19 protein-coding genes and 1 riboswitch are annotated in these 20,336 nt (G+C 40.2%); of the genes, 9 read left to right on the plus strand and 10 right to left on the minus strand.

Features of this window, described 5'->3' with window-relative positions; genetic code table 11:
• Positions 1-12 precede the first annotated feature (12 nt).
• Positions 13-122: riboswitch (TPP riboswitch) on the plus strand.
• Between the two features lie 122 nt (positions 123-244).
• Complete coding sequence (gene thiC, locus K8L98_RS22215) at positions 245-1,954, plus strand: phosphomethylpyrimidine synthase ThiC (RefSeq protein WP_223438138.1); 1,710 nt, start codon at positions 245-247, stop codon at positions 1,952-1,954.
• Between the two features lie 219 nt (positions 1,955-2,173).
• Here the strand turns inward: thiC and K8L98_RS22220 are convergent, their stop codons facing one another.
• On the minus strand, positions 2,174-3,505 hold the full coding sequence (locus K8L98_RS22220) for an FAD-dependent oxidoreductase (RefSeq protein ID WP_223438139.1): 1,332 nt from the start codon (positions 3,503-3,505) through the stop codon (positions 2,174-2,176).
• A gap of 228 nt (positions 3,506-3,733) precedes the next feature.
• Between K8L98_RS22220 and K8L98_RS22225 the strand changes: the two genes are divergently transcribed.
• Both K8L98_RS22225 and K8L98_RS22230 read left to right on the plus strand, forming a co-directional pair.
• Positions 3,734-4,666 carry an ABC transporter permease subunit gene (locus K8L98_RS22225; protein WP_223438140.1) on the plus strand — a complete coding sequence of 311 codons (933 nt, stop codon included), beginning with the start codon at positions 3,734-3,736 and terminating at the stop codon, positions 4,664-4,666.
• A complete protein-coding gene (locus K8L98_RS22230; RefSeq protein WP_223438141.1) occupies positions 4,663-5,547 on the plus strand; it encodes an ABC transporter permease in 885 nt (294 codons plus the stop codon). The genes K8L98_RS22225 and K8L98_RS22230 overlap by 4 nt, the downstream gene beginning before the upstream one ends.
• Before the next feature lie 51 nt (positions 5,548-5,598).
• Here the strand turns inward: K8L98_RS22230 and corA are convergent, their stop codons facing one another.
• From corA to K8L98_RS22250, 4 genes are all read right to left on the minus strand, one after another.
• Positions 5,599-6,555 (minus strand): magnesium/cobalt transporter CorA, encoded by a 957-nt coding sequence (gene corA, locus K8L98_RS22235; RefSeq protein ID WP_223438142.1) that lies wholly within the window; start codon positions 6,553-6,555, stop codon positions 5,599-5,601.
• A 15-nt stretch (positions 6,556-6,570) separates the two neighbouring features.
• Positions 6,571-7,338: an ABC transporter permease gene (locus K8L98_RS22240; protein ID WP_223438143.1), complete on the minus strand. Its 768-nt coding sequence runs from the start codon at positions 7,336-7,338 to the stop codon at positions 6,571-6,573.
• Positions 7,322-8,239: an ABC transporter ATP-binding protein gene (locus K8L98_RS22245; RefSeq protein WP_223438144.1), complete on the minus strand. Its 918-nt coding sequence runs from the start codon at positions 8,237-8,239 to the stop codon at positions 7,322-7,324. The genes K8L98_RS22240 and K8L98_RS22245 overlap by 17 nt, the downstream gene beginning before the upstream one ends.
• A gap of 494 nt (positions 8,240-8,733) precedes the next feature.
• Entirely contained in the window at positions 8,734-9,369 is a 636-nt protein-coding gene (locus K8L98_RS22250) for a lysozyme family protein (RefSeq protein ID WP_223438145.1), read from the minus strand.
• Between the two features lie 237 nt (positions 9,370-9,606).
• On the opposite strand from K8L98_RS22250, the gene K8L98_RS22255 reads away from it, so the two are divergent.
• The gene (locus K8L98_RS22255; protein WP_223438146.1) at positions 9,607-10,044 is read left to right on the plus strand and encodes a GNAT family N-acetyltransferase; all 438 of its coding nucleotides are present in this window, start codon (positions 9,607-9,609) and stop codon (positions 10,042-10,044) included.
• A 265-nt stretch (positions 10,045-10,309) separates the two neighbouring features.
• Here the strand turns inward: K8L98_RS22255 and K8L98_RS22260 are convergent, their stop codons facing one another.
• The 3 genes from K8L98_RS22260 to gnd form a co-directional block, all read right to left on the minus strand.
• On the minus strand, positions 10,310-11,116 hold the full coding sequence (locus K8L98_RS22260) for a 6-phosphofructokinase (protein ID WP_223438147.1): 807 nt from the start codon (positions 11,114-11,116) through the stop codon (positions 10,310-10,312).
• Positions 11,117-11,134: 18 nt separating this feature from the next.
• A complete protein-coding gene (gene gntK / locus K8L98_RS22265; protein WP_420828806.1) occupies positions 11,135-12,667 on the minus strand; it encodes a gluconokinase in 1,533 nt (510 codons plus the stop codon).
• A 276-nt stretch (positions 12,668-12,943) separates the two neighbouring features.
• A complete protein-coding gene (gnd, locus tag K8L98_RS22270; protein WP_223438148.1) occupies positions 12,944-13,843 on the minus strand; it encodes a phosphogluconate dehydrogenase (NAD(+)-dependent, decarboxylating) in 900 nt (299 codons plus the stop codon).
• A gap of 219 nt (positions 13,844-14,062) precedes the next feature.
• Here gnd and K8L98_RS22275 point away from each other — a divergent pair, with 219 nt between their 5' ends.
• On the plus strand, positions 14,063-14,908 hold the full coding sequence (locus K8L98_RS22275) for a MurR/RpiR family transcriptional regulator (RefSeq protein WP_223438149.1): 846 nt from the start codon (positions 14,063-14,065) through the stop codon (positions 14,906-14,908).
• A gap of 297 nt (positions 14,909-15,205) precedes the next feature.
• Complete coding sequence (locus K8L98_RS22280; RefSeq protein ID WP_223438150.1) at positions 15,206-16,555, plus strand: GntP family permease; 1,350 nt, start codon at positions 15,206-15,208, stop codon at positions 16,553-16,555.
• A 37-nt stretch (positions 16,556-16,592) separates the two neighbouring features.
• Here the strand turns inward: K8L98_RS22280 and K8L98_RS22285 are convergent, their stop codons facing one another.
• Positions 16,593-16,895, minus strand: coding sequence for a hypothetical protein (locus K8L98_RS22285; RefSeq protein WP_223438151.1), 303 nt, complete (start codon positions 16,893-16,895; stop codon positions 16,593-16,595).
• Between the two features lie 145 nt (positions 16,896-17,040).
• Here K8L98_RS22285 and K8L98_RS22290 point away from each other — a divergent pair, with 145 nt between their 5' ends.
• The 3 genes from K8L98_RS22290 (at position 17,041) to K8L98_RS22300 (ending at position 19,508) form a co-directional block, all read left to right on the plus strand.
• Positions 17,041-17,475: a MarR family winged helix-turn-helix transcriptional regulator gene (locus K8L98_RS22290; RefSeq protein ID WP_223438152.1), complete on the plus strand. Its 435-nt coding sequence runs from the start codon at positions 17,041-17,043 to the stop codon at positions 17,473-17,475.
• 4 nt (positions 17,476-17,479) lie between these two features.
• The gene (locus K8L98_RS22295; protein WP_223438153.1) at positions 17,480-18,700 is read left to right on the plus strand and encodes an MFS transporter; all 1,221 of its coding nucleotides are present in this window, start codon (positions 17,480-17,482) and stop codon (positions 18,698-18,700) included.
• Between the two features lie 358 nt (positions 18,701-19,058).
• Positions 19,059-19,508, plus strand: coding sequence for an AraC family transcriptional regulator (locus K8L98_RS22300; RefSeq protein WP_223438154.1), 450 nt, complete (start codon positions 19,059-19,061; stop codon positions 19,506-19,508).
• Between the two features lie 278 nt (positions 19,509-19,786).
• Here the strand turns inward: K8L98_RS22300 and K8L98_RS22305 are convergent, their stop codons facing one another.
• Positions 19,787-20,314: a GNAT family N-acetyltransferase gene (locus tag K8L98_RS22305; protein WP_223438155.1), complete on the minus strand. Its 528-nt coding sequence runs from the start codon at positions 20,312-20,314 to the stop codon at positions 19,787-19,789.
• Between the last annotated feature and the right edge of the window lie 22 nt (positions 20,315-20,336).

A 20,336-nucleotide genomic window follows, 5' to 3' on the forward strand; every position in this document is an offset into this window, starting at 1 on the left:
ATGAATATTTTTTCATTCTGCTGGGGGAGTCCATGATGCTGGACTGAGAGAAGAACGCAATTCTTTGACCCTTTGAACCTGATCTGGATGATACCAGCGTAGGGAAGCGGTGTGGCGTAGGCCGTTTTTTTTGGCTTTTTACACATACTGTTCCAAGGGTTCTGTTCATTAACAGAACCCTTTTTCTATTTCTTTCGCGGGTGCAGATCAAAACTCTATTAAACGATATAAGGAGGAGTTAAGATTGGATTTCGCATTCACTAAACAGTTTGATGGCAGCAAAAAGATGTATAAAACAGGATCAAGAGAGGACATTCGTGTTCCATTTCGGAAAATTGAGCTTGCACAGGATAATGAACCAGTGCTTGTTTATGATACGAGTGGTCCTTATACGGATCAAGCCGCTGCCATTGATATTAAAAAGGGGTTACCTGAAGTCAGAAGAAGCTGGATTTTTGAACGGGATGATGTGGAAGAATATTCAGGTCGCAGAGTCAAGCCTGAGGATAACGGCCGACAAGGGGATATGACTTCAAATGAAAACGTCTTTACTGGCGATAGAAAAGTACTGCGGGCAAAAAAGAATGCCAATGTCACTCAGCTTCATTACGCCAGAAAAGGAATCATTACACCTGAGATGGAGTTTATAGCCATTCGTGAAAACATGGACCCTGAGTTCATTAGAAGTGAAGTTGCAAGCGGCAGAGCCATTATACCTGCAAACATCAATCATAGAGAAAGTGAACCTATGATCATAGGCAAACATTTTCATGTCAAAATTAATGCAAATATAGGCAACTCTGCAGTAACATCATCCATTGAAGAAGAAGTTGAAAAAATGACATGGGCAATCAAATGGGGTGCTGACAACATCATGGATTTATCGACAGGCAAAGATATTCACACCACCCGGGAGTGGATTATCAGAAATTCACCAGTACCGGTTGGAACAGTGCCCATCTACCAGGCGCTTGAAAAAGTAAAAGGCATTGCTGAGGATTTAACCTGGGAAGTGTACAGAGATACCTTAATTGAACAGGCGGAACAAGGGGTCGATTACTTTACAATCCATGCAGGTGTTTTGCTGAGGTATATCCCTCTTACAATTAAAAGAACAACCGGGATTGTATCAAGAGGAGGATCCATTCTTGCAGGATGGTGCTTAGCCCACCACGAAGAAAACTTTCTCTATACCCATTTTGAGGAGATTTGCGAGATTTTAAAACGTTATGATATTTCCATTTCATTAGGCGATGGCCTGCGTCCCGGATCGATTGCAGATGCAAATGATGAAGCACAATTTGCAGAACTTGAAACCCTGGGTGAGCTCACGAAAATCGCATGGAAGCATGACGTACAGGTGATGATTGAAGGTCCTGGCCATGTTCCAATGCACATGATTCGCGAAAATGTAGAAAAGCAGCAGGAAATTTGCCATGAGGCACCTTTTTATACACTTGGACCATTAACGACAGATATCGCACCAGGCTATGATCATATCACTTCAGCTATAGGTGCAGCGATGATTGGCTGGTTCGGTACCGCGATGCTTTGCTATGTAACGCCGAAAGAGCATTTGGGATTGCCTAATAAAGATGATGTTCGCGAAGGAGTCATTGCCTATAAAATTGCTGCACACGCCGCTGACCTAGCCAAAGGACATCCTAATGCACAGTATAGAGACGATGCCCTGTCTAAAGCGAGATTTGAATTCCGCTGGGAAGATCAATTTAATCTTTCCCTTGATCCTGACCGTGCAAAGGAATATCATGATGAAACGTTACCTGCCGAAGGAGCTAAAACCGCTCATTTCTGCTCGATGTGCGGGCCAAAATTCTGCTCGATGAGAATTTCCCACGATTTAAGAAATACTGTTAAAGAACAGGAAATTGAAGAAGGACTGAAGCAAAAGTCAAAAGAATTTGTTGAAAACGGTTCAGCTATCTATCAGTAGACCATTTAGGCTGTGAACGTTCTGCCGGTTCATTGAATCATTTTAGGGGCGAACCTTGTATTACTTTCCAAACCGGTCCATTTACTGTCCGAAATGTCCGTAATACTGGCGAAAAACAGGAAAATACTTTCTTATTTGAATGAAATACTTTCTTTTTTACAAAAATCTCCTAAACCATAAAAAAACAGCGGAATGCATGCATTCCGCTTTTTTCATCTATTACTGTATCGCCTGCAAACCAGCCTGGTTCAAGAAGTTCCAAGGCTTGTTGTAATGAGGCTGGAAGAAGAAGTCGACAAAGCCAAGCTCATCAATCGTCATGCGATTTTGGATGCAGACTGATAGAGTATTAATTGATTGAGTCAAATCCGCTTTTGACATCACTTGTGCACCGACAATTCTTCTTGTCTCTTCTTCATAAACGACCTTTAAAGTGACAGGTTCATAGGAGGGCATAAACTCAGGGCGATCGTTTTCTAAGATTGTGATACTTTTCACATTCATATCCATAAAAGAAGCAGCTGTTTCTGTCATGCCTGTTGAAGCGATGTTATTTTCATAAATTTTAATGCCTGATGTACCTTGAGTACCCATATATTTAATCGTTTTGTTCACTAAGTTTTTAGCGACTAATGTTCCCATCCGGACGGCATTAGTAGCTAATGGAATATAAGCATGCTTCCCGGTTGGATTATAGAGAATCGCGCAGCTGTCGCCTGCTGCAAAAATATCTTCATTGCTTGTTTGCATATACTCATTTACGATTATAGCGCCATTATCAAGCATATCAACTTGCCCTTGAAGCAAACCTGTATTCGGCTTAAATCCTATGCAAAGAACAACTAGATCTGTCTCGTACGCGCCTTTGGTTGTCACTACTTTTGAAACATTGCCGTTTTCGCCTTCGAATTTGCTGACTGTTTCACCCAGAGCAAGAGTAATGCCGCGATTTTCAAATTCATCTTCAATGACTTCTGTATATTCCGGATCTAGATATTTACTTAAAATGCGGTCTGAACTGTCTATTAAAGTAACATCTTTTCCGTATGATTCAAACGCTTCTACAAGCTCAATCCCAATATAGCCTGCCCCGACTACTGTAATTTTCTGGGCCTCCTTCGCTTTTTCGATAATATTATTAGCGTGGTTAAAGTTTTTAGAAAGCACGATATTATTTAATTGAATTCCCTCAAGCGGAGGCACGATCGGCCATGAACCTGTTGTCATCACTAATTTATCATACGTATCTTCGAACGTTTCCCCTGTTTCAAGGTTTTCAGCTGTGAGTGTTTTCGCTTCTGAATCAATAGAAGTTACGGCATGCTTCATTTTCATCGCAACTCCCATGTTCTCAAGTTCTTGAGGTGAAGAGTAAAATAAGCCCTGTGCGTCCTGAACAACTCCTCCTACATATAATGCGATGCCGCAAGATAAGAAAGAGACATTATCATTTTTTTCATAAACGGTAATTGCTGCTTCCGGATAAAGCTTCGTCATATTTGAAACTGCTGCTGTTCCAGCATGTGTACATCCAATCACTGCGATTTTCATAAGTGCAGTTCCTCCCTTTAAAATAGTTTGTGAATGTTTTCACATTATATTGTGAAGTAATTCACATACATTGCTTAATTCATATTATATTCCCTTATTTTTAAAAACGCAAGAAATATTGTGAAGTTTTTCACATAAAGTTTTTTTCCCTATTTATACCTATCCATCGTCCTATAGTCATGGTAAAATTTTTACAATACTCTGAAAAGTGAACGCGGGGTTTTTTAAATGAAATCAACAATTGAAATCTCCAGGCATATCCTTCTTTTTCTCTTAATCGTTCTATCTCTCATTCTAGTCGTTCTATTCCCAAGAGATGTTGAAATAAGTGCTGAGGGCAGAGCACAGACTGTCATATTTGACTATCAATTTTCATGGTCTGCCTATCAAGAAAACATAACATCCTTTTTCAGCGGTCTTTATCAGGAAAAAAGCTTTGGACTGACCAAATATGAACGTCCTGTGGAAGAAGAAATGAAACTGTATTTTTCAAGAAGCATGAAAATCATTGTGACTGCTCTCATCCTTGGTTTGTTTTTCGGAATTCTGAAAGGAGTTTATGATGCAGCGCACCCGAGTTCGCTCGGAATGATTTTCGGAAAAGGATTTACATGGGTGCTGCAGGCCATCCCTGATTTCTTTCTGTTTCTCTGTTTACAATGGGTGCTCATCATCTATTTCAGGGAATATGCCGATATTTTTGGACACGAGAAATGGTACAGTTTTTTATTTCCAGCTTTATTGGTATCCATTTACCCTGCCCTGTACATAAGCCGCATTACGGCTGCAACCTTTCAGGAACAGGAAAGCAAGCAATATATTACGGTTGCCCATTCAAAAGGGCTGCCGCAGGCTGTTATCACATTTAAGCATATTCTTAAAAACAGCGCAGTCCAAATCCTGAATCATACAAGTTCAATGATGATCTATCTTCTTTCTAATCTGTTGCTTGTAGAATATCTGCTCGATTACAAGGGGGCTGCATACCGTCTATACGAAGCGTTTAATGTAACTCCTGTCTTAAGTGTTGGTTTGAACACAGCAATAGAGCAAAATGTCATCATCGTATTCGGCACTTGTTTCATGATTCTGGTTCTTATTGTTCAAATCACGAGCGGACTTATTAAAAGAATGATAGATCCAAGGGAGCGAGGGGCATGAGAAATAAAACCCTGTTATTCGGAAGCGTTATGCTTGCTGCTATTCTATTGATTTCTCTGATAGGCCCTCTTTTCCCCTTAGTACAAGCAGGGATAGAAGAACAGAGAATGGTTTTTATAAACAGCACCACCTATGAACGGGCACCATTCCCTCCCTCACTGCAGCATCCCTTTGGATCTGATGATGATGGGAGAGACATTCTCAGCCTCATTATCATGGGAGCAAAAGACACACTGCTCCTAATTTTCAGCATTACGGCCATAAGATATCTAGCTGCCGTCTTACTTGCTTTTTTAGGCTCCAGCAAAAAAAGTCCGTTCCGGCTGCTGATTTATGGCTTAAACGGTTTTGCAGCAAGTCTTCCCTTAATTTTCGCAGCCATTCTCTTTATTACAATGCCCATGTTTACCTTCAGCCCCAATCGCGTGCTCTGGGTTATTCTCTTTCTCTCACTGACTGATGCAGGCAGAGTTGCTTTTATTATTCAGCAATCGATGAGCAGCCTTTCTCATTCTCAATTTGTAGAAGCAGGAGTAACTGTCGGCAATAACCAAATGGGACTTTTCATTCGCTATTACCTGCCAAATTTATTGCCGGAGCTGATCGTTCAATTTTTTATGGACCTTGGAAAAGTTGCACTTTTGTTGGGCCAGCTCGGGATTCTATCTATTTTTGTCACACAGGTTTTTGTTCAGACTACCTATGGATATGGAGAACTGCAAAATACTAGCCTGAATTGGTCTACTCTTCTCGGCATGGCGAGATCAGATATATTAAGAGGCTTCTGGATTCCATTTTTTCCTGCACTCTCCCTGACATTGCTGATTTTCACCTTTAACATGATCAGTGAAGGTCTCAGACAGCATTTCAGCCGTGCTTAAACGGTGTTATAATAGCGAATGCCTGACTGCAGAGACAGTCAGGCACCTTTTTTATATTTGGTCTTTATCAAACCATCCCTTCCGTTTAAACCAAATAAACATCATGAAACTTAAAAAGCCCATTCCGCCAAGCACATAAAAATAACCGTACTCCCACCTGAGTTCAGGCATGTTCTCAAAATTCATTCCATATACCCCCGCTATAAATGTCAGCGGCATAAATATTGTTGTAATCACAGTCAGCGTCATCATCACAGTATTTGCGCGATAAGAGTTGACTGAGATATAATTTTCTCTAATTTCAGCAGTGAAATCCATATTGGCAGAAATCAGCTCGGACAGCTTTATTAGATGGTCATATACATTCATGAAATACGTTCTTTCACTCTTTGGGATACTCAGTCTTTCTGAATTTAATAGCCGGTAAAGCAAATCTCTCATTGGAAAAATGGTCCGCTTTAGCTTAAGAAGCCCTGAACGCGTTTCAAAAACCTGCTTCATTATCTGCTTTATTCTGTATTCCCCGCTCTCAAGCGCATTCAGCGTCTCTTCCATTTCTGTTATACGCGGAAAATAGAAATCAACCAGTTTATCTAACAATTCATAAAAGACATAATTGGGTGTAAGAGATTTCACATGATTTACTTGCTTTATTTTTTCATAAAGAAGCTCTGTTTCTTCAGACTGATGTAAATGAAAGGTCACAATATACTTATCAGACAAGAAAACATCCAGCTCCTCGGCCTCCATTGTTTCTTTATTGATAGAATGAAGAACGAAGAAATGATACCCTTCATAATAGTCAAGCTTTGGCCGCTGCAAAAAATGAAAACAGTCCTCAATTGCAAGAGGATGAAAATTAAAAAGATCCTTTAACACTTTCCCTTCCCAATCTTTTTCAGGGTAAATATCAAGCCAGACCATTTTATATGAATCAAGTGAAAAATTCTTTAAATCGACAGAATGAATGATACTGCCGCTATGATCGACTGCCATCGTCTTAATCAATTTGTTCCATCTCCTTTAAATTGACACATCCCGCTTCGTAAAAGCAGCCCAGGCCGCTGCAAAAAAGATGCACAAATAAATACATAAAACAGCAATTGAAAAGCCCATTGTTGTCCCCTCAAATAACGGCCTGTTCCCTTCAAGATGCTGCTTGAGGCTGGTGTTGGCAAACAAGATGTATTTTCCCCACTCAAGGTTATAATGAGCAAGCAGCTGAACGAAGGTTTTACCTGAAAACGTGATGAACATCGACAGGCCTATAGCGAGAGAGCTGTTTCTAAATACCGCAGAAATCATAAAAGCGAACGTTGATATCATGATCATCTCAATCAAAACGGTAAGATAGTTCAGGCTGATGCCTTTCATTAACTCTGTATCGCCCGTTCCGCCCTCTGTCCCAAAGAAAAGCAGTCCGAGCAAAATAGACAGGGCAAAGTAGAAGAGTAAAAAGTACAATCCGAACAAAACAGTAGTGATGTATTTCGACAGGAGAATTTTCGTGCGGACTACAGGGCGGATGAGCAGGAACTTAATGGTTCCCCACGTAAATTCATTTGCCACAATCGCTCCCGCAATTACAAGTGAAAAGAAAGGCAGAACAAATAAGAAGCCTGTAGTCAGAGATACATACCCCAGTACATTTTCATCTGTTCCGGCTCCGGAAAACATTCGTTTTGATATGACTGCCATTAATATACTGATCACAGCAAGTGTAATAAAAAGGACATTGGTGCTTTTCTGAAAAAGCAACTTCATATGCTCGATTTTAATTAACTTCATCATGAAGCATTTCCTCCGTAAGCTCGATAAAGGAGTCTTCCAATGACTTATAGACAGGCTGGATGGAATAGACATCTATCTTTCCTTGCACGAGAATTTGGTTAATCTTTGGGATATCTTCTTTCTTAATGAATAGAGAGATGCCGTTATTGTATATGGATGCGGAGTATTCAGGCTTTAAAATTTGCAAAGCTCGTTCTCCCTCAGTTAGTTCAAACCGCACCTTAATGAGTTCATCTTTCTGACTTCCAATCTCATTTACTGCAGCGATTTGCCCCCTTCTAATAATGGCTGCTCTTGTACACAGCTCCTCTACTTCTTTGAGAAGATGAGAAGCAATGATAATGGAGACATTCTCTTTTTCGCAAAGATCTCTTAAATAGGTTCTAAGCTCCCTGATGCCTGATGGATCTAGTCCGTTTGTCGGTTCATCCAGGATAAGCAGCTTAGGTTTATGTAAAATGGCCTGTGCAATTCCCAGGCGCTGTCTCATTCCAAGCGAGTACGTTTCCACTTTGTCGTGAATCGCGTCCTTCAAATGAACAAGACCGACAACGTCTTCAATCCGCTTTTTACTGATATCTCCATGCATATCAGCAAAGTGCGAAAGGTTCTGATAACCGGTCATAAATGGATAAAATTCCGGGTTTTCCACAATGGCTCCCGCATGTGAAATTGCTTTTTCAAATTCGCTGTGCACAGAGTGCTGATTGATTCTGATTTCTCCGGAATCAATCTTAATAAGTCCAAGGATTGCCCTGATTAATGTCGTTTTTCCAGAACCATTGGGACCAAGCAGTCCGAATATTTCTCCTTCATATACGTCTAAGGAAATTTGATGCAGCAGCTGCTTTTGCCCAATCGACTTGTCCAAATTTTTCACGCTAAGAATGATCTTCTCCATGAAGCATTCCTCCTCATATCAACAGTATATACCGGACTATGGAGATTCGGAAAGAAGGATAGCAGGGAACACAAATAAGAAAAGCGCAAGCGACCGTTTAGCGCAGGCAGATAAGTCCGGGTTTGACTGATTTGTTCTGGCCGAAGAGCTGGGTAATAGGCACGACATCAATTCACAGTATTTTATCATTTCCTATCTCCTGAAAAAAACTGCTGATATGAAACACTCAGGAAGTTTTCAGGGTAAATAGCATTGCTGATGAATTTTAAAAACTAAAAGGGAGCACACTTGGTCATCGAAATGACATTAGCACGCTCCCTGTTCTAAACTTTATCTCAACTAAGCTCTTCTCTGTTTCGCTTTTAAGCGTTTATGCTTTTAAGCGATAAAGTAACTGTCTTAATAATATCTCTCTTTTTGTATAGCGTCAAGGTCTTTTTTATATTAATATCTACTGAAAAGAGACCCGCGCAAGCTTTGAGTCCCTTTAAGAGTTACATTTGATCATTCTTTTTTGCAGATGCTGTTTCCGTCAGAGAATTCATGTTTTTCTGCACCTTCGTGCTGTAAGTAAAATCGCCATAGCAGTAAGGATAGCGGAAGTTCCCTTTATCTCCTCCGCAGTTGTAGATATCCGGCTGTTTTTTCACCTGTATCATCGAAAATTCTTTTGCAAGGTCCTCGCTGTGTTTTCCGCCATTTTTTACAATAAAGTCAATGTAGCCAGTTCCCATATTATAAGCTTGAACGACTGTCAGCTCGTCCACATTTCGTTCTTTTCCGTATTGTAAGCTTTTTTGAAAATATTTGACGCCCTGCTCAATGCTTTTAGCCGGGTCTTCTATGGTATTTCTCGGAAGCCCGGCAGATTCAGAGGCCTGCATTGGGTCTCCGCCCACTCCTTTACTCTCTTGCTGCATTAGCGCAAGAACAAGCGGCGTATATTCTTCAAGCTGGTACTCTGCGAGTTCCTTTGAAATGAGAGGCTCATACTTCTTCACATTTTCAAATGCATCACTTGGATAGAAAGCCGGCTGTTTTGTTTCTTCTGAATATAAGATGGTCAGAATAAAAAAACCAAAAAACACAACTAAAAGAAAACCAATACTATTTTTAAGGAATTTTATCATGTTTTATCTCCGTTTCCCTTTTCCCTTGTATCTATCATTATAATGATTCTAGCAATCTCATCAACAGAGAGCATGCTTCCATCTTCTAATCATCCTAAGAATAAGGTAGAATAGGAGGGAAAGATACGGTCTGCAGTCTTTCTATCCATAAGGCCAGAGACTTAGCTGAAACTTTTTTGAACTTACCTTCGTCTTAACTCTATGAAACTTCTTGAACATTAAAGTGAGGGATTATACATGTTTGAAATAAAACAAATTGAAGCAGAACATACATACACCTTAAGACAAAAGGTACTTATGCCTGATCACTCTATCCAGGAATGCGGATATACCCGTGATAAAAAGAAAGAAACACTCCATATTGGCGCTTTTAAGGAAGAAACGCTAATTGGAACGGCATCTTTTTTCAAGGAAACACATGAAAAACTTAAGCAGAAAAATGGCTACCGTATGCGTGGACTTGCAATTGACCCTGATCACCGCAATCAGCTCCGCGGGCAGACTTTGTTATTATTCGCTGAAAATAAACTGACCCAGCTGGATGCATCCATGCTTTGGTGCACAACAAGCGTGAATAATGTTGAGTACTATCAGCACTTGGGATTCAAAGAAACGGATCACCGTTTTCACTTGCCTTCTAAAGGGCTTAATGTTTTGATGGTTAAACCATTGTAGAACCGCCTCTGGCGGTTTTTTTCATGTTGCGGGCCCGGCAGCTCAATTTTATCAAAGTTAACCTGGTTCGGAGAATTTCATTTTGCAAAGTGTATTTATTAGCGATATTCCGAGGATTAATTGCGGTCTTTAACGATATTTTGCCGAATCAGAAGTCTATTTAGATTTCGGCTATTTTTCATTTTAGCTAAATAAGCGAATACAGCTCATTTAGCCATTTTATCTAAGAAAAAAGCCCGCAGCATTCTATCGCTGCAGGCTCACTTCATTTTACTTCTTTGTTTTCGATTGTCAGTTCTTTTGTATCATCCGCGTTTTTCAGCCACTCATATACTGCCTGAGAAAGATTTTTCTCAATAATCCGGTCAGCGGCAGTCGGACGTGAGCTCATGCACTGAGATTCATCAAATAACAGTTCTTTAAAATCAAGGTCCATCTGCTGCTGCAGGAATGCTCCCAGCTGTTCCGGCTGTATGGATTCATTAATAATCAAGAAAGAGTAGGTCACTCCTTTTTGATCTTTCTCCCTTAAATAATCTGCAGCGTGCATCCACACAGATTCTCCTCCGGTAACAACAAGCCCATCAACAGCGGCAGCTGCATCGCGCATTAAATCAGAAAGGTCTTCTCCAGGGAGCTGAACACAGCACACTCTCTGCTTCATATATAAAAGAGAACTGATCGTGTCTTTTACTTTCAGCACATTTGTTACAACTTCATTCAAAGCTGTATCGTATCCTAAAGAGCGGTCAGATAAAATGGAAATTGGAAGAAAGAGCAATTTCACTTGTGCAAAAGACAGCACGTCAACAGCCTTCTTGCTTCCGCCAAATACAATCACTGCGTCATATGCTTCGATGGCTTTAATAAAACTTTCCTTATTCTTAATAAGTATTTTCTCAGATACAGAGCGAATCCGGTTTTCCAAAGCTTCTGCCTTCAGTTCTGATGAAGCCGTCTGCCATTCAAGTCCTTCTATTACGCTGTTCGTTTCAGAGGCGAACTTTGTTATGTCCTGGGTGATAGACTTCGTTTCATTTATTGTATCGATACCGAGAACTCCGATGCGCATGCAATCCCTCTTTCTTTTCTATATATGCTTTTGCTGAAAAGCCGCTATGCTTGCGTACTCCTCTTTCAGAAGTCGTGAAAGGCGAATATAGATTGGTGTTAATTCTTTATAAACCTCAACATGTTCTGGGTTCGGCTTGTGGTGGTGGGTACCGCCGACCATATCTGATACTACATCAAGAGAATCAACATGTCCAAGTCCATATAAACCAAGAAGAGCAGCACCTAAGCAAGAACTCTCAAAGCTTTCTGGAACTGAAACCTCCTGATCAAAAATATCCGCCATCATTTGGCGCCATAATTCTGAACGAGCGAATCCGCCTGTAGCCTGAATACTTTTCGGCTCGCCGATCAGCTCTTCAAGTGCAAGCAGCACAGTATATAAGTTAAAAATAACGCCTTCTAATACAGAGCGTATCATATGTTCTTTTTTATGGTGAAGTGAAAGCCCGAAGAAGGAGCCTCTCGCGTTTGCATCCCATAAAGGAGCACGTTCGCCGGCCAGATACGGATGAAAGAGCAAACCGTCAGAGCCTGGCTTTACAAGTGATGCAATCTCAGTCAGCACTTCGTATGGATCTTTGCCTAAACGCTTGGCTGTTTCCATTTCAGAAGAGCCTAATTGATCGCGCACCCATCTGAAGATCATTCCGCCATTATTAACAGGACCGCCGATTACCCATTTATCATCAGTCAGGGCATAGCAAAAGATACGTCCTTTTGGATCTGTCACCGGCTTGTCGGTAACTGTCCGAATCGCGCCGCTCGTACCGATTGTAACAGCAACAACGCCAGGCTGTATTGCATTCACTCCAAGATTTGATAAAACTCCGTCACTTGCGCCAACTACAAACGGAACCTCTGCAGGAATTCCCATTTCTGCTGCATAAACAGCATCTAGTCCCGTTAAAGAAAATGTTGTATTCACAGGTTCTGAAAGATGTTCTGCCGTAATTCCTGCAACTTCAAGCGCTTCTTTATCCCAATCTAATGACTCCAGGTTAAACAATCCTGTTGCTGAAGCAATTGAATAGTCGATGACAAAGCGCTTAAACAGCTTGTGGAAAACGTACTCTTTAATGGAAATAAATTTAAACGTTTTCAAAAATAAGTCTGTTTGTTCATTTCGGATCCACGTTATCTTAGACAGCGGGGACATCGGGTGAATAGGTGTCCCTGTACGTAAATAAATCTCATGGCCATTCAGTTCTTTTGCTATTTTTTCTGCCCACTTGGCACTGCGGTTATCTGCCCAAGTCATGCAATTTGAAAGAGGTGTCCCGTCCCGGTCAACAGCGATGACACTGTGCATCGCAGAACTGAAAGACACGCACAGCAGATCAGCCGGGTCCACTTTGCTGATTACTTCCTTAATTGTTTTGATCACAGCTTGAAAGATCTCGTGCGGATTTTGTTCTGCTGTTTCAGGGTTTGGAGAATACAGCGGATACTCCACTCCAAATGTTGAAACGATTGTTCCGTCTGTTTTAAATAAAACGGATTTTGTGCTTGTTGTGCCAATATCGACTCCGATAACAAATTTCTGATTCAAGATGACTCCTCCTTACATTGCGCCAAAACCTCTAGTAGAAATATAAAAGCGCAGACGCCTTGGTCAGCTCCGACAGTCAGATAAGGATCCGCCCGAAAAAGTCAGGTATTGAGTTTTTGGCGATCCATACTTACCGGGGAGTCAGGCGCCGCAGCTAGACGCAAATTAAATTAATTTAATAAGCAAGAACTATTCATGATTAAAATTTTCTAAACAACGAAAAAGAAGATGCTTGTTACTAAGCCTCTTCCCTTCTCTTTTTAATGCCTAAACGTGTTAGTCTTTATTGACAACAGCATGTCCGCCAAACTCATTGCGCAGCGCTGCCACTACTTTTCCGGAGAAAGTATCTTCTTCCAGCGAGCGGTATCTCATCATTAAGGATAAAGCGATAATCGGCGTAGCAGTCTGAAGGTCTAATGCTTCTTCAACTGTCCATTTCCCTTCGCCGGATGAATGCATAACTCCCTTGATGCCATCTAATCTTGAGTCTTTTGAAAATGCATTTTGAGACAGCTCCATTAACCATGATCGAATAACAGAACCGTTGTTCCACACTCGTGCTACCTGCTCATAATCAAAGTCAAATTGACTCTTCTCGAGCACTTCAAAGCCTTCTGCAATAGATTGCATCATTCCGTATTCAATGCCGTTATGAACCATTTTCAAGTAGTGTCCGCTTCCTATAGCGCCGGCATATAAATAGCCATTTTCAACACAGATATCTTTAAACAGAGGTTCGATTGAAGCAAACACTTCTTTTTCTCCGCCGATCATAGTGCAGGCTCCATTTCTTGCGCCTTCCATTCCTCCGCTTGTTCCTACATCAAAGAAATGAATGCCAAGTTCCTTTAATTCGTTTCCGCGGCGAATGGATTCCTTGTAATTTGAGTTTCCGCCGTCGATCACGATATCTCCAGGCGCAAGAAGATCTTTTAATTCAGATAGCACGTTTTCTGTAATAACGCCTGCAGGCACCATCATCCAAACCGTTCTTGGAGATGGAAGTTTAGAAACTAGATCTTCAATTGAAGATGAGCCTGCCGCACCCATATTAGCAATTTTATTTACAGCATCTGAATCGATGTCAAATGCAATAACCTCATGTTTATGATCTATTAAATTAAGTGAAAGATTATAACCCATTTTCCCTAAACCGATTAAACCTACTTGCATGTTTTAAAACTCCTTTATATCTTGTTTTTGTCCTATTCCTATTATACGAAAATTTTTTTCTTCTGCAATCGTTTTCAAGAAATTTTTTTTCATATTCTTTTTGTGCTATACTTTTTTCGAAGGATAAAAAGTATTAAGAATTCAGTATTCATGTCTAGCTGCAGCGCCTGACCATGGCGCTTGGGCTTTTCTTAGTAAATGTAAGCGAGGTCATATTCTATGGGGCAAAACTGTTTAGGAAGTATTCGTTCTCATTATGCAAGGTTAAGTGAAAAAGAAAAAAAGATTGCTAATTATATTTTGGAGAACCCGAAAGAAATTATTCATAGCACGATTAATGAAGTAGCCGATAATCTTGGCGTTGCAGAAGCGACTGTTTTCCGTTTTTGTAAGCGCATAGATTTTAAAGGATACCAGGCCATGAAAATTGCGCTTGCCTCTGAAATCATGAGTCCGATCCAGCAAATCCTTGAGGAAATTAATGAAAATGACAATGAAAAGGCTGTAGCTGAAAAAGTTTTTCATTCGAATATCAGAACACTCGAAAACACACTTCAGATATTGGATTTTACTTCCATAAAAAAAGCTGCCGGCATTCTCACAAACGCCAATCACGTTAATTTTTATGGAACGGGAGGGTCGGCCATCATAGCTATGGATGCCTATCATAAGTTTATACGTACTGGCATTTCGGCCTATGCGTTCATCGATTCGCACTTTCAGCTGATGTCGGCTTCCCAGCTGACAAACCGTGATGTTGCTGTCGTTATTTCTCACTCAGGAACGAACAAAGACACAATTAAGGTGATGAATACGGCTAAAAAAAATGGGGCAAAAACCATTGGCATTACTGGATTTCCAAAATCACCGATCGGTCAAAATGCAGATGTCACTCTCTTTACTAGCTCTGAGGAAACAGAATACCGGTCAGAAGCGCTCGCTTCAAGAATTGGCCAGCTCAGTCTGATTGATGCTCTTTATGTAAACATGATGATTTCAAACAAAGATGAAGCAAAAAAATCATTGGAAAAAGTTCGTGACGCAATTTCGGAAACACGCGTATAAGAAAAGCGGAAGCGCCTTAATCAGCTCCGAAAGGCAGATAAGAATCCGTCGGAAAAGTCCTGATTAGACTTTTTTTGCGGAGCAGCTCTGACCAAAGAGTCAGACACTGGAGCTAGACATCAATGTATATATTTACTCCTATAATTTAACAAGAGAGCCTCGGTTCTCTTTTTTTCCGGCTTTGAAAAATAAAATATTTTTTCATAAATGTATTGATTTTAAAAAATATTTTTCATATAATCGGAATCACTAGTTGAAAGTGCTTTCAAATTCTTTAAACAAGAAAGGATTTTATAAATGCTATTACTCATCGTCTTCGCAGCAATCGTTGCGCTTCTACTGCTCATAACTGTGGCAAAGCTGAATCCTTTTGTCGCGTTAATTGTAACCGCTATCGGCGTTGGTCTTGCGACTGGAATGCCGCTTATTTCTACTAATCCCGAGGTGCCCGGCATCATTGATTCGATCAAAGCCGGCATGGGAAATACGCTAGGGTTTCTTGCAATCGTTCTTGCATTAGGTACAATGCTTGGAAAAATGATGGCTGAATCAGGCGGTGCCGAGCGCATTGCCAATACTCTGATTGCAAAATTCGGAGAAAAAAATGTTCACTGGGCAATGATGTTTGTTGCTTTCATCGTTGGGATACCTGTATTCTTCCAGGTTGGGTTCGTTCTCTTAATCCCGCTGGTTTTCACAATTGCACGCCGTACTGGAGTTTCTTTAGTCAGTCTTGGGGTTCCGCTTGTAGCTGGTTTATCTGTTGTGCACGGCTTAGTGCCTCCGCATCCAGCCGCAATGGCAGCTGTTGGAATATTCAAAGCTGACGTAGGCATCACGATTCTTTACTCGATTATTGTTGGTCTTCCGACTGCGATTTTAGCAGGTCCTGTATACGGTAAATGGATTGGTAAACGCATCCACAAAACTGTTCCAAAGGAAATTGGGGATCAGCTGACAGAACAAAAAGGTGAAAATGAGCTTCCTGGCTTTTTAAATACTGTTATCACGGTTTTAATCCCTGTTTTCTTAATGCTTTCTGCTTCGATTGCAGAGCTGTTTTTATCAAAAGAAAGCACAGCATTTGAAGTTTTCCGATTCCTTGGAGATCCTGTAGTTGCTCTATTAATTGCAACTGTATACTCATTCTTCAGTCTTGGCTTCTTCCGCGGCATGAACCGTGATAAGATCTTGAAACTGACAAACGACTGCTTGGCTCCTACTGCTACAATTCTGTTAGTTATCGGTGCAGGCGGCGCGTTTAATAAAGTTCTTCTCGATTCGGGCATCGGTGATTACATTGCACAGCTTGCGCAGGAATCGAATGTTTCTCCGATTCTCCTTGCATGGGGAATTGCTGCGATGATTCGTGTTGCAACTGGTTCTGCCACTGTTTCCATGATGACAGCAGCCGGTATCGTTGCTCCAATTGCAGCAGTAATTCCGGGTGTAAACCTTGAGCTTCTTGTATTAGCAACAGGCGCTGGCTCACTCATTCTGTCTCACGTAAATGATTCAGGTTTCTGGATGATTAAAGAGTATTTTGGGATGACTGTTAAAGAAACGCTTCAAACGTGGACAGTTCTTGAGACTATCATTTCAGTTGCGGCACTTGTATTTATCTTATTGCTAAGTATGTTTGTATAAAGAAGAAAAATCCTCAGGCGATTGCTTGAGGATTTTTTTATGGTCTGATTTTAATTAATTGAAACACAGTCTTATTAATAATCTGTTTTCCCCGAAAAAAACTGACTGAATAGCATGCAGCAGCTATTGATATGGAGACAAGCAAATAAATAATCCAGTACAGATGCGTGCCTGCATGATATATGCTAAGCACTGCCGCTCCTGTGAACCACAAAATAAGATGCAGGAGATGCGGAAGCTTGTATCGCTTTCGCTCAGCAATTGCCTCGATAAAAGTAACCGTATAGATAACAGCTAGCATGGCATAAATAAAAGAAACAACAACGAGCATAACAATCATGCCTGATCACGCTCCTTTAAACTCCTTTACATTTTCTCACAATTGATGAATTCTATAAAGAAATTTACCCAATAGTTACCCAGGTAACTTTTCTAGAATTTTATGTTATAATTACCTAGGTAACTAATTTGTGAGGAGAAATAATATGTCAGAAATTGATCAGAATATTTTCCACTCCATTCAGCAGCTTTCAAGGCAGCTTACAAAACGGCTGAACGAGGTTTTACAGCCCCATGGCCTGTTCAGTGCACAATGGACCGTTTTATTCACCTTAAAAAAATATGGAATACTTACACAGACAGAGCTCTGTGACTACCTCTCAATTGAAGCTCCGCCAATGACCCGGACGATTCAGAGACTTGTGAAGCAAGGGTATGTTCTTCAAATCCCAGGTTCTGATAAACGGACAAAGCATATAAAGCTTACAGATAAAGCAATAAATGATTATGCGCTATGGGAAAAATCCGTATTAGAAATGGAGAATGACTTACTTAAAGCAATTCCTGATGACATGCAAGATCCTCTCCGGACATACATCCAGCAGTGGCTTCAGCACATAAGAAATTCAGAACGGGGATGATAGTATGAAAGAACAAAAACTATGGACCAAAGATTTTCTCTCTATATCTTTAAGCAGCTTTTTTCTGTTTTTATCGTTTTACTATTTGCTTGTTACTCTGCCAATCTATTCTCTTCATAATTTAAACGGCAAGCCATCACAAGCTGGACTGATCGTGACAATTTTTCTTCTGGCAGCGATTGTCATCCGCCCTTTTGCAGGAAAGTGGATTGAGCTCTACGGAAAGAGGATTGTGCTGATATCCTCTCTTTCTATCTTTGCTTTAGGATCACTTCTCTACTATTTTGCAAATACAATGAACGGGTTGTATCTTCTCCGCTTTTTTCATGGGATTGGATTTGGAATGGCTACAACAGCAGCAGGGGCGATTGTTGCAGATATTATTCCAGAATCCAGGCGCGGGGAAGGAATGGGCTATTATGCGATGTCAATGAACCTTGCAATGGTCATCGGTCCGTTTCTCGGACTTACTGCAATGGAACAATGGGGGACATCAGTGATGTTCAGCATCTGTATCTTCACTGCCTTTTTCTCTCTGTTCTCCGGTCTTATAATCAAGCTGCAAAAGCCTGTAAAAACAAGCAGCAAAGTGGTGCCTTCAATCGATAACAAAGGCTTGAGGGGACTATTTGAACCAACCGCCATTTCAATTGCTCTTGTTGCCGGTTTATTTGCCCTTGTCTACGCTTCTATTCTTTCTTTTGTTTCGGTATATGCGAAAGAAATTGGCTTAATTGAAGCAGCAAGCTACTTCTTTGTGGTATATGCTATCGTCATGCTAATTGCACGGCCCTTCACGGGAAGATGGTTTGATCAATACGGGGCAAATGTCATCATTTATCCGGCGATTGTTTGCTTTGCATCTGGCATGGTGCTTCTAAGCATGGCAGATACATCATTAAGCTTTTTACTGTCGGCAGCTCTTATAGGCTTAGGCTGGGGAACATTGTTTCCAAGCTTTCAAACGATTGCCATTCAATCTGCGGAACCTAAAAGAAGAGGACTTGCCACTGCTACCTTCTTATCCATTTTTGATATCGGTATCGGTATTGGCTCCTTCCTTGTAGGTGTCATCACGACAAAAATTGAATTTAGTTCCCTGTATTTCTTCAGTTCATTTTTCATCTTGGGTGGACTAGCTGTTTATTACGCTCTGCATGGTAACAAAACAAGCCTGAAAAACAAGAATGAAAGCAGTGAACCACTGTTGAAAGCGAATGGCTGATCTTAAAACCTCTAATTAAAATTAAGGGGTTCCGTTTTGGGAGAGAAAATCTGAAAACACAATATTTAGCACCGGGAATAGCAATAGGATTGGTACACTAATTCACACCGCTTTAAGCGGTGTCTTTTTTTGCATACAAAAACTCAGTTCATTGTTGAACTGAGTTAATAAGTTATTCCATTATAGCCCCCGATTGTTGAAGATTGATAGTTATTTAAAGCACCCTTTCGCAGAATAAATAAAACCATTATTTGACAATTTATCAAAAATTTTAAAAAACAAAATGTATATATTTTTAAAGCATGCTACATTCAAAATGTATTAAACAAATATAAACAAAGAAAGGAAGAAAGAATTTATGAAATTTAAAATCGAAACACTTCCAAACTATCGTATCGCTTATGTACGACGAGTTGGTCAATATGGTCCTGAAAATATTGAAGTAATGGAGAAGTTAAAAGAATGGGCTAGGGAGAAAAATCTTCTTAAATCGGCAATCCTACTTGCAATTCCACAAGATAACCCTGGAACAACACTTCCTGAAAGCTGTAGGTTTGATGCTTGTATTGTGATTTCAGAGGATTTTCAAACGGATGATTCAATCTACGAAAGTGAACTTTCTGGTGGAAAATACCTTATTTACGAAGTCAAACATACAGCAGCAGATATTCAAAAAGCATACTCTGATATTTTTCCATCTATACAAAGCTATGGATATCAAATTGATAACAAATCCATCTTGGAAAGATACACTGGTGATTTGATTAATAACCCTTATTGCGAAATATGCGTCCCAGTAAAACCGTAATGGATGATTAGCTCTTTTCTTGTCTGATACTTTATCATCAACAAAAAATAAGAAATAGAAAGAGAGAACAAGTTGCTTATAAGTACCGATAACTTCTTGTTCTCCTTTTATTAATTTGCTTCGTTACTCTCCACAATCTCCTTTATGTTTTAAAGTAAATAACCATTTCTTTGTGAGTGAACTTCAACAATCTGACCCGATTGTTGCAAAGAAACAAATACTCACTCTTCCACAATCCTGCCCTTTACTTCAATAAGAAGAAGCGACACTTTGTAATATTACCTTCTAAGGAATGAATAAACATATGTGTCGTGTGCATTCCCATTTTGATACATATAGTCTCTCAATACTCCCTCTTTTTGAAAGCCTGCTTTTGTTAATAATTTATTTGATGCTTCATTTTCAGTAAATACAACTGCACCTATGCGAGTTAAATCTAGTTCTTCGAATGCATATGATATAACTTTTGATAATGCTTCCATAGTGTATCCATTTCTCCAGTGTTCTGGATGTATTTCGTAACCAATTTCAGCTCGTTTATGTTTAGGCAACCAAGCATTAAATCCGATGGTTCCAATTATTCCTTTGGTTTCTTTTCTTTCTATCCCCCAACGTATGCCTCTTTTTTCCGCATAGTTTTTTGAGAAGAAATCCACGAAACTTTCTGCTTGTTCAATACTTTCCAATGTTTCTTGCCCGTAGAAACGTGTGACATCGTTGTTAGAAAAACAAGCAAAAATCCCCGGTGCATCCTCTTTCTTTATTTCTCTTAATATTAGTCTTTCTGTTTCTAAGGTCGGAATCATTTTAACCCTCCTTGTATATAGT

The organism is Metabacillus dongyingensis, from assembly GCF_019933155.2.
Taxonomy (GTDB): Bacteria; Bacillota; Bacilli; order Bacillales; family Bacillaceae; genus Bacillus_P; species Bacillus_P dongyingensis.

Coding starts and splice junctions, on each gene's coding strand:
- K8L98_RS22290 (WP_223438152.1), top strand. CDS start 17,041: ATGTCAGAAATTGATCAGAATATTTTCCACTCCATTCAGCAGCTTTCA.
- K8L98_RS22245 (WP_223438144.1), bottom strand. CDS start 8,239: ATGGAGAAGATCATTCTTAGCGTGAAAAATTTGGACAAGTCGATTGGG.
- K8L98_RS22280 (WP_223438150.1), top strand. CDS start 15,206: ATGCTATTACTCATCGTCTTCGCAGCAATCGTTGCGCTTCTACTGCTC.
- K8L98_RS22275 (WP_223438149.1), top strand. CDS start 14,063: ATGGGGCAAAACTGTTTAGGAAGTATTCGTTCTCATTATGCAAGGTTA.
- K8L98_RS22230 (WP_223438141.1), top strand. CDS start 4,663: ATGAGAAATAAAACCCTGTTATTCGGAAGCGTTATGCTTGCTGCTATT.
- K8L98_RS22300 (WP_223438154.1), top strand. CDS start 19,059: ATGAAATTTAAAATCGAAACACTTCCAAACTATCGTATCGCTTATGTA.
- K8L98_RS22225 (WP_223438140.1), top strand. CDS start 3,734: ATGAAATCAACAATTGAAATCTCCAGGCATATCCTTCTTTTTCTCTTA.
- K8L98_RS22260 (WP_223438147.1), bottom strand. CDS start 11,116: ATGCGCATCGGAGTTCTCGGTATCGATACAATAAATGAAACGAAGTCT.
- K8L98_RS22250 (WP_223438145.1), bottom strand. CDS start 9,369: ATGATAAAATTCCTTAAAAATAGTATTGGTTTTCTTTTAGTTGTGTTT.
- K8L98_RS22255 (WP_223438146.1), top strand. CDS start 9,607: ATGTTTGAAATAAAACAAATTGAAGCAGAACATACATACACCTTAAGA.
- gnd (WP_223438148.1), bottom strand. CDS start 13,843: ATGCAAGTAGGTTTAATCGGTTTAGGGAAAATGGGTTATAATCTTTCA.
- K8L98_RS22285 (WP_223438151.1), bottom strand. CDS start 16,895: ATGATTGTTATGCTCGTTGTTGTTTCTTTTATTTATGCCATGCTAGCT.
- K8L98_RS22220 (WP_223438139.1), bottom strand. CDS start 3,505: ATGAAAATCGCAGTGATTGGATGTACACATGCTGGAACAGCAGCAGTT.
- K8L98_RS22240 (WP_223438143.1), bottom strand. CDS start 7,338: ATGATGAAGTTAATTAAAATCGAGCATATGAAGTTGCTTTTTCAGAAA.
- K8L98_RS22305 (WP_223438155.1), bottom strand. CDS start 20,314: ATGATTCCGACCTTAGAAACAGAAAGACTAATATTAAGAGAAATAAAG.
- K8L98_RS22295 (WP_223438153.1), top strand. CDS start 17,480: ATGAAAGAACAAAAACTATGGACCAAAGATTTTCTCTCTATATCTTTA.